Genomic DNA, 11,795 nt, shown 5'->3' with positions numbered 1-11,795 from the left:
CGAAGACCTATTTCGCCACCATCCGTCTGGGGTCGTCGACCCCGACCGATGATGCGGACTCCGAGCCCGATCGCTTCGCCGACCCGGCCGTCCTCGCCCGTGTCGACACTGCGGCCATCGAAGCCGCCGTGGCCAGGCTGCGCGGCCCCATCGATCAGGTGCCCAGTGCCGTCTCGGCGGTCAAGGTCGACGGCAAGCGCTCCTACGCTCGCGTCCGCGCCGGAGAGGACGTCGAACTCAAGGCCCGTCGTGTCGAGGTCTCGGAGTTCCAGGTCATCGACCTCCGCTTCGCCGCCGGGGACGGGCACATCGACATCGATGTCGAAGTCGACTGTTCGTCCGGGACGTATGTGCGCGCCCTGGCCCGCGATATCGGCACCGACCTCGGGGTCTTCGGCCACCTCACCGCGCTCAGGCGGACGCGCGTCGGTGATTTCCACATCGACCAGGCCGTGACCCTGCCCGAGGACCTCGACGTTCCCGCGCCTGCTCTCATCTCCCTCGCCGAGGCGGCCCGCACCCTGTTGCCGGTTGTCACCGTCGATGCCGGCCGGGCAAGGGAGCTCATGCAGGGTAAAACTGTTCCGGCTGGCGACTGGCATGCCGACCCCGCCGCCGATAGTGCCGACCCCGCCGCTGACGCCCGCGGCTCAGAGAATCGCGAAGTGGCCGTCGTCTGCGACGATGCGCTCGTCTCCGTCGCCGAAGTGCGTCGCAGCGGCGGTCTGAAGTCACTGACCGCCTTCGCGATCGACCTCGTCTGAACGGGACCTGGCCACTTCACTGTCACAACACAAAGGGTTGTGTCTGGTAAATACAAACAAAATACTTGTATCCCTCGGCGCCATCTGATCTACTTGTCCTATGTTCGTCTTGACCATCGACCAGCAGGACTCGCGCTCACACGCCGACGCGGTGCCCCGAATCCTCGAGGCGCTGGCGCCGATCGAGGCGATCGTCCCCTTCGCCCGCACCATCGGTGACGAGGTCCAAGGGGTTCTCGACGACCCTGATGCCGTCGCCGAGGCGGTCCGCCGGATCGGCATCGACGCGGGCTGGCATATCGGGATCGGAATCGGCGAGGTCGAACGGCCCCTGCCCGAGACCACCACCGAGGGCAGGGGAGCGGCCTTCTACGCCGCGCGTCAAGCGGTCGAAGCGGCGAAGTCCGCACCTGCCCACCTCGTCGTGAGCGCCGACCCGGGCAGTGACCATCGCGGCCTGGCGGAGGCGGCCCTGCGCCTTCTCATCAGCACGCTGAGCGAGCTGCGCAGCCACTCCCGCGGCTACGTCGGTTTCCGCCTCGACCACCCCGAGGCGACTCAGGCCGAGATCGCCGCGGAGTTCGACGTCTCCCAGCAGGCCGTCTCCCGCGTGCTGTCGGCCGGTCCTGCCGACATCGTCTCCGGCGCCGAACACCTGGCTCGGCATCACCTCGACCGCCTCCAACGAGGCCTGTCGGAAGGAGCCGCACATGTGGACTGAGGTGCTTGTCGCCATCGCCGCCGCCGTCGTCGCGGCGTTCATCGGCTGGCCGCTCGTGCCGCTCCTCCTTCGCCTGACCCATGCGGGCCCGGGAACCAAACCCGAACGGACCGGGGCCGAGGATGTCGAAGTCCTGCGCGGCGGACTGTGGATCGGCATCGTCGAGCGTGCACTCATCGCCGGAGCCATCGTGCTCGGACGGCCCGAGCTCATGGCCGTGGTCATCGCGGTCAAAGGACTCGGTCGCTTCGCGGAGATCAAATCCTCGGCGGCCGCGGGGGAGCGGTTCATCATCGGCACCTTCGTCTCCATTGCCCTGGCGTCCCTCCTCGGCGTCATCGGCCGGGCGATCGTGGCCTGACCGGGGTCTTCCGGGTCTTCCCCGCCTCGGCGAGGTCCGGGTTAGGAAGCGGAAGATGTCTGCGATAATCTGAATCGGTGCACGGAAGGAGCGAATGTCTGGTGGAGCTGTATCACGGACTCGGTGAGGTCGAGGTCGACGCTGTCGGCACCGTCGTCACTCTCGGCAACTTCGACGGCGTGCACCGCGGACACCAGACGGTCCTTGCCGCCGTCGCCGCCCTGGCCAGGCAGGATGGCCTGCGCTCGATCGCGATGACCTTCGACCCGCACCCGCGCACGGTCCACCGCCCCGATGACCCGACCGTGATGATCACCTCGACCCGGCAGCGCGCCGAGCTCATCGCCGCCACCGGAATCGACGGCCTCCTCATCCAGCCCTACGACCTCGACTTCGCCGCCCAGTCGGCCGAGGAGTTCGTGCGCAGATATTTCGTCGAGGCCCTGCACGCGAAGATCGTCGTCGTCGGCGACGACGTCCGCTTCGGGCGTGACAACGAAGGCACGATCGAGACCCTGCGCAGCCTCGGCGAGAAATTCGGCTTTCGGACCGAGACGATCGACGAGGTCGGGCGCGGGGGCCGGTATTCGTCCTCCCGGATCCGGGAACAGCTCACCGCCGGTGATGTCGCCGAGGTGGCCGATCAGCTCGGCCGCTACCACGCACTTCACGGCACCGTCGTCCACGGTGATGCCCGCGGACGCGATCTCGGATTCCCGACGGCGAACCTCTCGCCGAATCCCGACGGGCTCGTCCCCGCTGACGGCGTCTATGCCGGATGGGCGACGTTTAACGGTGAGGACCAAGCGTACCCGGCAGCGATCTCCGTGGGCACGAACCCGACCTTCCAGGGGCAGGTCCGACGGGTCGAGGCATACGTGCTCGACAAGGAATTCGGAGAATTCGACGTCTACGACCGTGAGATGACTCTCGAATTCGTCTCCCGCATCCGCGGTCAGGTCGCGTTCACCGGGATGGACGACCTTATCGTGCAGATGCATGAGGACATCGCCGATGTGCGCGAAGTCCTGCACACCTGATAAGCTGATCTCTGCCGTTTTCACCGGCCGCGGTCCCATAGGGCAGTGACTTCAGGTCCCTGCGCCGCGCAACGACACGAAGGAGAACTCCATGGCTCTCGATACCGCTGTGAAGCAAGAGATCATCAAGGAATATGCAACTCATGAGGGCGACACCGGTTCTCCCGAGGTCCAGGTTGCACTGCTGACCCGCCGGATCATCGACCTGACCGAACACTTCAAGGATCACAAGCACGACCACCACTCGCGTCGTGGCCTGCTGCTCCTCGTCGGCCAGCGTCGCCGCATGCTCAAGTACCTCGCGAACGTCGACATCGAGCGTTACCGTTCGCTCATCAAGCGCCTCGGCCTGCGCCGCTGATTCGACTCTGCTGATCAGCCCCGTCTGATCGGATCGTGTCGAACAGTTCGGAAGCGTCCCACCTCTCGGTGGGGCGCTTTCGTGCTTCTGCGGTAGACTCATGCGTGGACGCACATGCCATGGACGTTTCGGTCTTCGGTAGTGGCCTCCGGAGGAACGCGCGCCGACACCGACTTGCAGAGGCAAGTGGCTGCCGGCACCGGTTCCGTGGGCCCCGATCGATGACCGGCGTGGATCCATGCATCGTCCACTGCCAATATCCCGCCGGAAGGGCGCGGGGTCTCGCACTGCGCAACGCAGTGCGCTGCCACGTGGCGTCGAGGGACCACCCTCGAGCGCTGCAGATCGTGCGATGACCGCCGCGCACCGGCACAAACTAGGAGACTACGTGGGACTCAACCCTGAATCCGCCGTTGCCCATATCGACAACGGCAGCTTCGGCAAACACACCATTCGCTTCGAAACCGGTCGGCTGGCCAAGCAAGCCGCCGGGTCCGCCGTCGCCTACCTCGACGACGACACCATGCTGTTATCGGCCACTTCGGCCGGCAAGAACCCCCGTGAGGGCTTCGACTTCTTCCCCCTGACCGTCGACGTCGAAGAGCGCATGTACGCCGCCGGCCGCATCCCCGGCTCGTTCTTCCGTCGCGAGGGACGCCCCTCGACCGACGCGATCCTCACCTGCCGCCTCATCGACCGCCCGCTGCGTCCGTCCTTCGTCAAGGGCCTGCGCAACGAGGTCCAGGTCGTCGTCACCGTGATGTCGGTCAACCCCGACCACATCTACGACGCCCTGGCCATCAACGCCGCCTCGATGTCGACCCAGCTGTCCGGTCTGCCGTTCTCCGGCCCCATCGGCGGTGTGCGCATCGCGCTCATCGACGGCCAGTGGGTCGCGTTCCCGAACCACTCGCAACTTCAGGACGCCGTGTTCAACATGGTCGTCGCCGGTCGCGTGGTCGGTGACGACGTCGCCATCATGATGGTCGAGGCCGAAGCCACCGAAAACGCCATCGACAAGGTCAAGACCGGCGCGCAGGCCCCCACCGAGGAGGTCGTGTCCGAAGGTCTGGAAGCCGCGAAGCCGTTCATCGCCGAGCTCTGCCGCGCGCAGTCCGAACTCGCCGATCGTGCCGCGAAGCCGACCGTCGAATTCCCCGTCTTCCGCGACTACGAGGACGACGTCTACGAGGCCGTGAAGGAACTCGCCGAGGCGAAGCAGACCGAGAACTTCACAATCGCCGACAAGCAGGAGCGCGAAGCCGCCGGTGCCGCTCTCCTCGATGAGCTCTTCGAGAAGCTCGGTGAGCGCTTCGCAGGCCGTGAGAAGGAGATCGCGAACGCGCTCAACGCGCTGACCAAGCAGGTCGTGCGCAAGCGCATCCTCACCGAGCAGGTCCGCATCGACGGACGTGGTCTCAAGGACATCCGTCCGCTCACCGCCGAGACCAACGTCATCCCGCGCGTGCACGGTTCGGCCATCTTCGAACGCGGCGAGACCCAGATCCTGGGTGTCACCACGCTCAACATGCTCAAGCTCGAGCAGACGATCGACTCGCTCTCACCCGAGACCTCGAAGCGCTACATGCACCACTACAACTTCCCGCCCTATTCGGTCGGTGAGACCGGCCGCGTGGGCAGCCCGAAGCGCCGCGAGATCGGCCATGGAGCGCTGGCCGAGCGTGCCCTGGTGCCCGTTCTGCCCAAGCGTGAGGACTTCCCGTACGCGATCCGCGAGGTCTCCGAGGCCCTCGGTTCGAACGGTTCGACCTCGATGGGTTCGGTCTGCGCTTCGACGCTGGCCATGCTCTCGGCCGGTGTGCCGCTGCAGGCGCCCGTCGCCGGCATCGCCATGGGGCTCGTCTCCGACGTCATCTCCACCGACCAGGGCGAGCAGACCGCGTACGCGGCTCTGACCGACATCCTCGGTGCCGAAGATGCCTTCGGCGATATGGACTTCAAGGTCGCCGGTACGCGTGACTTCATCACCGCGATCCAGCTCGACACCAAGCTCGACGGCCTTCCCGCCTCGGTGCTCGGTGCCGCACTCAAGCAGGCCCGTGAAGCACGCATGGTCATCCTCGACGTCCTCGCTGAGGCCATCGACGCCCCGGCCGAGATGGCACCGACGGCACCGCGGATCATCTCCGTGAACATCCCCGTCGACAAGATCGGTGAGGTCATCGGGCCCAAGGGCAAGATGATCAACCAGATCCAGGAGGACACCGGCGCGGAGATCAGCATCGAAGACGACGGAACCGTCCTCATCGGTGCCACCGACGGACCGGCCGCCGAAGCCGCCCGCTCGATGATCAACGCGATCGCTAACCCGCAGGTTCCCGAGGTCGGCGAACGCTACCTGGGCACCGTGGTCAAGACGATGAGCTTCGGCGCATTCGTCTCACTGACCCCGGGCAAGGACGGCCTGCTGCACATCTCCGAGCTGCGTAAGCTCAACGACGGCAAGCGCGTCGAGGATGTCGAGGACGTCGTCGGCGTGGGCCAGAAGGTCCAGGTCGAGATCACGAAGATCGATGACCGCGGCAAGCTCTCGCTGGCTCCGGTCACCGACGAAGACGAGAAGTCGGACGAAGAGGGATCAGACAACTGATACTGAAGAGTTCTCACACCGGGGAGGGCAGCCGAATCGATCGGTCTGTCCTCCCCGGTGGTTTGACGCTGACCACCGAACACATGCCGGGTCTGGCCTCGGAGACGATCGGGATCTGGGTCGCCGCCGGGTCCCGCGACGAATCCGCCGAGACCGCCGGCTCGACGCATTTCCTCGAACACATGCTGTTCAAGGGCACCGGGTCGAGGGATGCGAAGTCCATCGCTGCGGCCTTCGACCGCACCGGCGGGGATTCGAATGCGATCACCGCCAAGGAGCTCACCTGCTACTACTCCCGGTGTCTGGTCACGGACCTGCCGAACATCACCGGGCTGCTCGTCGACATGGTCTCGAACTCTCAGCTCGATATCGAGGAGTTCGAACGCGAGCGGGGAGTCATCATCGAAGAGCTCGCCATGTCCGCCGATGATCCCGGGGACGTCCTCTTCGACGACTTCGATTCCCTGGTCTTCGGCACGCATCCGCTGGCCCGGCCCGTGGGCGCGACGAAGGATCAGATCCGCGTGCTCGGCCACCACACGGTCATCGACCACTATCAGTCGACGTACGTTCCGCCCCGCCTGGTCATCGCCGCCGCGGGCGGTGCGACCCATGAAGAGGTCCTCGCGATGGTTGAGGATGCCCTCGCCGAGGCGGGGCTCGGATCTCGTGCCGATGTCTGGTCGGGCGCGGGAACCCGGGCCCGCGGTGCCGACTCTGTGGACACCGGCGACGCGGACGGCGGGGCCGCCTCGGTGGCGAAAGGCTCGCACCTCGGTGGGGCCGCCCGGGTGCGTCCTGAGTTCCACTCCGGGAAGTCGCATACGGTCAAGGACATCGAACAGCTGGGCATCATGCTCGGCTGCGAAGGTCTGGAAGAAGGCCACGACGACCGGTTCATCTACTCGGTCATGCTGACGATGCTCGGCGGCGGGATGTCGTCCCGGCTGTTCCAGAGCGTGCGCGAGGAGCGCGGACTGGCCTACGCCGTGAACTGCGTGGCCAGTCAATTCACGGATACCGGCACCTTCGGCATCTACGCCGGCTGTACGGCCGAGAACGCTCAGGCCGTCGTCGACCTGGCCATGAGCGAATGGGACCGGTTGGCGCAGGAGACGCCGAGCCAGTTCGAGCTCGACGAGATCGTGTCCCAGCTCTCAGGCTCGATGGTGCTCGGACTCGAGTCCTCTGCGGCGCGGATGAATCGTCTCGCGCGGTCCGAGATCTTCGGGCTGCCGCTCGAATCGCCGATGGACCTCATCGAACGTGTCCGCTCGGTCACGGCCGAGGACGTCAGCGAGATGGCCGGGCGGCTGCTGTCGCGGCCCAAGGCTCTGGCTCTGGTCGGACCGGCTGCCGAGGTCGAACTGCCCTGAGCGCGTTGCCGCGTCCAGGGCTTCGGCCGTCGGACGCGGGACGCCCGCCAGCAGGGACGGAGAGGGGACAGGCGAGATGGCGAGGAAGAACGCAGCGGTCCGTCGGGAGGAGATCCTGGCGGCCACGGTCGAGGAGATCGAGGCGACGGGTCTGCGCGGGCTGCGCGTCTCCGACGTCGCTGCCCGTCTGGGTTTGAGCGCCAGCCTCGTCATCTACCACTTCGAGACGAAGGAAGCCCTCGTCGCCGAAGCCTTCGACTTCGCCGGGCGCCAAGACATCGACCACGCCAGGGAACTGGCCGCCGGGGCCGCCTCGGCGAGGGGGAGTGGATCCGCACTCCAGCGACTGCGGGACGTCGTCGGCTGGTACCTGCCTCGCGGGTCCTCGCGCAGCTGGAAGATCTGGATCGACGGCTGGTCGGCCGGACTCGTCGACAACGCTCTGCGGTCGACGTTCGCCGCTCTCGACCAGGAGTGGAAGTCGATCCTCGTGGGCCTCATGGACGAGGCCATCGCGGCGGGGGAGTGCACGGCACCTGATGGCGGCACCGCGTCGGGCGCGACCCGGATCCTCGCCTTCCTCGACGGCCTGGCTATCCAGGTGATGGTCAATTCGGAGACCGTTGACACTGAGGCGCTGAGCACCTGGGTCGACGACTTCCTCACCCGCGAACTCGGGTGAGAACGCCCCTTGACGTGCTGGGCATCGTGCCGTCAGACTTGAGTCGTATACGTTACTGAATAGCGATTCAGTAAGGCTTGGATGCCATCTGCTCCCGACTCTCCTGGAGGCCCCATGTTCATGGACATCACCTGGCAGGACTCTGTCACCGGCGCGGCAGGCTATGTCGTCATCGACACCCTCGTGCGCGGCACCGCGTCGGGAGGTCTGCGCATGCGCCAAGGCTGCAACCTCGAGGAAGTGCGCGGACTCGCCCAGGGGATGACCCGCAAGGAAGCGATCCATCTGCGCGAGGGCCGACGCTATGTGCCCGTCGGCGGTGCCAAGGGTGGCATCGACTTCGACCCCCGCGCACCTGGAGCCAGGGACGTCCTCGAACGCTTCCTCGTCGACATCAACCCGATCATGCACGCCTACTGGGCTCTCGGCGAAGACCTCGGTGTCCGCCAGGACGACATCGACGAGATCCTCGCCCGCCGCGAACTCGGCTCGGGACTCTCCGCCGTCAACAAGCTCGTCGACGATCCGGCCGCCGTCGAGGCCCGCGCGACCAAGGCCTTCTCCGCCATCGTCGACGGCGTCGCCCAAGACGAACTCGTCGGCGGCCTCGGTGTGGCCACCTCGGTGATCGCGGCCCTGTACGACGCCGGCCGCGACCCGAGAGAATCCACCGCCGTCATCCAAGGATTCGGCTCCATGGGCGGTGCCACCGCCCGCTACCTCGCCGAGGCAGGACTGCGCATCGTCGGCATCGCCGACGCCGACGGATTCGTGTCCAATCCTGGCGGGCTCGACGTCGAAGCGCTGCTGGCGACCCGCGACCAGTTCGGCGGTATCGACCGCGGAGCACTGCGCCCCGAGGACCAAGTCGGCGATCGCGACGACTGGCTCGCTGACGACGCCGGTGTCCTCATCCCCGCGGCCGTGAGCTACTCGATCACCCCGGACAACTGCGACCGCATCACCGCTTCACTCATCGTCGAGGCCGCGAACCTGCCCGTCCTGCCCGCGGCCGAAGAGACGCTGCTGGCCCGCGGCGTCACCGTCATCCCGGACTTCCTCGCGAACTCGGCGACGAACGCCTGGTGGTGGTGGGTGACCTTCGGCGACGTCGACGGCAGCTGGGAGGACAGCCGCTCCATCGTCACGACGACACTGCGCGAGCTCACCGCCGAAGTCCTCACCGCAGCCCGCGACCTGGGCATCAGTCCCCGGGCGGCCGCCCAGGCGAAGGTCGATGCGAATCTCGCAGCGCTCCACGCCGGCGATCACTGAGCACCGACGCCACCACTCCAACCGAGACCACTCAAGCTAAGGAACTTCCATGGTCGAACTCACCGGCGGCGCCCAACTGGCCAGAGCGCTCAAAGCCGAAGGAATCACGCGAGTCTTCGGCATCCCCGGCACCCACAATCTCGAGATCTTCGCCCAACTGAGCGCACACGGCATCGACATCATCTCCCCGCGCCACGAGCAGGGCGCCGGCTACATGGCCGACGGCGCAGCCCGGACTACCGGCGAGGTCAACGTCGTCGTCACGACCACGGGCCCCGCCGTGCTCAACGCACTCACCGCCCTGCTCCAGTCCTTCACCGACTCGGTGCCCGTGCTCCTCATCTGCCCCGGGATGCCGCTGACCCACCCCGGCCGCGGCAACGGACTCCTCCACGAAGTCCGCGACCAGGCAGCCGCACTGCGGGCCGTCCTCACCGAGGTCCACCGCGTCACCAGCCCCGGCGAGGTATCGCTGGCCGTCGGACAGACCCTGACGGCCATGCGCGCCGGACGCACCCGACCCGCCGCCATCGAGCTCCCTCTCGACCTCATCGAAGCCACCGGCCCCGGCAGCCTCCACCCCTCGATCGCTCAACCCCTTCCGACCGCCGATCCGCACGCCGTGGACACCGCCGCCGAGGCGGTCGCAGAGTCCCGGCGACCGCTCATCATCGCCGGTGCCGGAGCCCGATCGGCCGGTCCGGCGCTCCTCGAGCTGGCTGAGACACTGGGTGCCGGGATCATCCTGTCCTCGAATGCGAAGGGCATCATCGACGACAGCGAACCGCTGTGCCTCGGGGCCGTCGGCGTCCTCGATTCTCTGCCCGAGCTGCTCGATGGCGCCGACGCCGTCATCGCCATCGGCACCGAACTGGCACCGAGTGACTTCTGGCCCGAACCGCTGCCTCTGCCGGAGACGGTCGTGCGCATCGACATCGACGAAGTCCAGATGCTCACGAACGCCGAGGTGACCCATCCGATCCTCGCCGACGCGGCATCGGCGACGACCGAGCTGGTCGATGTGCTCCGGTCGCGCAGGTCCGAGGCGACCACCCGGGCGGCCGCGGACTGGGCGGAGCAGAAGAAGGCGGCGGCCACCTCGGCGGCCGAAGCAGCGGGGCGCCCTTGGGCGGACCTGTGCGCGGCACTCAACTTCTTCACCGCCTCGGCGGACTCGCCCGTGATCGTCGCGGCGGATTCGACGATGGCCTGTTACTACGGAGTGCAGACCGGATGGTCGGCCAGGGCGGGGGACAGGTTCCTCTACCCGGCTGGGGCCGGGACCCTCGGATACGGGCTGCCGGCGGGGATCGGCGCGAAGCTCGCGACCGCCTCGGCGCGGGTGATTGCGATCGAAGGCGACGGCGGATCGATGTTCACGATCGCCGAACTCGCGGCAGCCGTCCAGGCGCAGGTGCAGGTCACCCTCGTCATCGTCGACAACGGCGGCTACGGGGAGATCCGCAACGAAATGGCCGACCGCGGCGACGAACCCTCCGGAGTCGTCCTCGCCGGTCCGGATTTCCCGACCCTGGCACGGGCGATGGGTGCCCGCGGGGTCCACGTCGACGGTGAGGACGCGCTGCTGGCGGCCCTTCACGAGGCGGACGACAATGCGGGACCGACACTCATCCACATCACCGAACGATCGCGGGCAGGGGAGGCCATGCTTCCGCGGTGAAAGCTCCGTTCGGCGTCTCAGGATTCGGGACACCGGGACAGTGGAATCCTCGGATCGGGCGCGTGAGGCCAGGTTTGCGGTTCTTTTCACGTGTTTTGGAATAGGACCCGAGGGGCTCTTGTTGTTCGAGATGAGACCCTGGGATAGGGTCGAAATGAAGCCACCGATGTGGTGGTCATCAAATCTGATCAGGAGGAATCTCATGGCTGAGCAGTACACACTTCCGGAACTGCCCTACGACTACTCCGCTCTTGAGCCGCACATCTCGGCTCGCATCATGGAGCTGCACCACGACAAGCACCACGCCACCTACGTCAAGGGCGCCAACACCGCCGTTGAGCAGCTGGCCGAAGCCCGCGAATCCGGCAACCTCGCCAATGTGCCGAAGCTGACGCGCGACCTCGCATTCAACCTGGGCGGTCACGTCAACCACTCGATCTTCTGGAACAACATGTCCCCGGACGGTGGAGACAAGCCGGTCGGTGAACTCGCCGCAGCCATCGACGACCAGTTCGGTTCGTTCGACAAGTTCCGCGAGCACTTCACCACTGCAGCCACCACGATCCAGGGCTCCGGCTGGGCCGTCCTCGTCTACGACCAGCTCGGCGGAAACCTCTTCATCGAGCAGCTCAAGGATCAGCAGTCCGACATCCAGCTCGGCGGCACCCCCGTTCTGCAGCTCGACATGTGGGAGCACGCCTTCTACCTCGACTACCAGAACGTCAAGCCCGACTACGTCAAGGCTTGGTGGAACATCGTCAACTGGGCCGACGCTGGCGCACGTTTCGACCGTGCAGTCGCTCAGACTAAGGGCCTCCTCCTCGGCTGAGACCCAATTGCTACCTGACGGCGGCTCAGCAACCTCGCGTGGAGTGGTCCCCAATAGTTGGACTGCTGTGAGGTCAGCATAAAGCAGTTGCCGG

Annotated in this window: 11 protein-coding genes; all 11 read left to right on the top strand. The window is 66.6% G+C overall.

Annotated elements, in window-relative coordinates; genetic code table 11:
- A partial coding sequence (locus ACTIIH_RS14640) for a tRNA pseudouridine(55) synthase TruB (RefSeq protein WP_441452645.1) occupies nucleotides 1-764 on the top strand: 764 nt, incomplete at its 5' end.
- A gap of 100 nt (nucleotides 765-864) precedes the next feature.
- Nucleotides 865-1,485 carry a hypothetical protein gene (locus ACTIIH_RS14635; protein WP_441452644.1) on the top strand — a complete coding sequence of 207 codons (621 nt, stop codon included), beginning with the start codon at nucleotides 865-867 and terminating at the stop codon, nucleotides 1,483-1,485.
- Nucleotides 1,475-1,846: a hypothetical protein gene (locus ACTIIH_RS14630; protein ID WP_441452643.1), complete on the top strand. Its 372-nt coding sequence runs from the start codon at nucleotides 1,475-1,477 to the stop codon at nucleotides 1,844-1,846. Before ACTIIH_RS14635 ends, ACTIIH_RS14630 begins: the two co-directional genes overlap by 11 nt.
- A 101-nt stretch (nucleotides 1,847-1,947) precedes the next feature.
- Complete coding sequence (locus tag ACTIIH_RS14625; RefSeq protein WP_441452642.1) at nucleotides 1,948-2,886, top strand: bifunctional riboflavin kinase/FAD synthetase; 939 nt, start codon at nucleotides 1,948-1,950, stop codon at nucleotides 2,884-2,886.
- 91 nt (nucleotides 2,887-2,977) lie between these two features.
- Nucleotides 2,978-3,247 carry a 30S ribosomal protein S15 gene (gene rpsO / locus ACTIIH_RS14620; RefSeq protein ID WP_441452641.1) on the top strand — a complete coding sequence of 90 codons (270 nt, stop codon included), beginning with the start codon at nucleotides 2,978-2,980 and terminating at the stop codon, nucleotides 3,245-3,247.
- Between the two features lie 388 nt (nucleotides 3,248-3,635).
- Nucleotides 3,636-5,858 carry a polyribonucleotide nucleotidyltransferase gene (locus ACTIIH_RS14615; RefSeq protein WP_441090772.1) on the top strand — a complete coding sequence of 741 codons (2,223 nt, stop codon included), beginning with the start codon at nucleotides 3,636-3,638 and terminating at the stop codon, nucleotides 5,856-5,858.
- A gap of 62 nt (nucleotides 5,859-5,920) precedes the next feature.
- Nucleotides 5,921-7,234 (top strand): M16 family metallopeptidase, encoded by a 1,314-nt coding sequence (locus tag ACTIIH_RS14610; RefSeq protein WP_441452640.1) that lies wholly within the window; start codon nucleotides 5,921-5,923, stop codon nucleotides 7,232-7,234.
- A 76-nt stretch (nucleotides 7,235-7,310) separates the two neighbouring features.
- Nucleotides 7,311-7,916, top strand: coding sequence for a TetR/AcrR family transcriptional regulator (locus ACTIIH_RS14605; protein WP_441452639.1), 606 nt, complete (start codon nucleotides 7,311-7,313; stop codon nucleotides 7,914-7,916).
- A gap of 114 nt (nucleotides 7,917-8,030) precedes the next feature.
- Complete coding sequence (locus ACTIIH_RS14600; protein ID WP_441452638.1) at nucleotides 8,031-9,191, top strand: Glu/Leu/Phe/Val dehydrogenase dimerization domain-containing protein; 1,161 nt, start codon at nucleotides 8,031-8,033, stop codon at nucleotides 9,189-9,191.
- A gap of 49 nt (nucleotides 9,192-9,240) precedes the next feature.
- The gene (locus ACTIIH_RS14595; protein ID WP_441452637.1) at nucleotides 9,241-10,872 is read left to right on the top strand and encodes a thiamine pyrophosphate-binding protein; all 1,632 of its coding nucleotides are present in this window, start codon (nucleotides 9,241-9,243) and stop codon (nucleotides 10,870-10,872) included.
- A gap of 202 nt (nucleotides 10,873-11,074) precedes the next feature.
- The gene (locus ACTIIH_RS14590; RefSeq protein ID WP_135539373.1) at nucleotides 11,075-11,701 is read left to right on the top strand and encodes a superoxide dismutase; all 627 of its coding nucleotides are present in this window, start codon (nucleotides 11,075-11,077) and stop codon (nucleotides 11,699-11,701) included.
- Nucleotides 11,702-11,795: the final 94 nt, after the last annotated feature.

The sequence above is a fragment of the Brevibacterium sp. genome (assembly GCF_052105255.1).
Taxonomy (GTDB): Bacteria; Actinomycetota; Actinomycetes; order Actinomycetales; family Brevibacteriaceae; genus Brevibacterium; species Brevibacterium linens_B.
The sequence above is the reverse complement of the archived record's forward strand: the minus strand, read 5'-3'. Positions and strand labels throughout refer to the sequence as shown.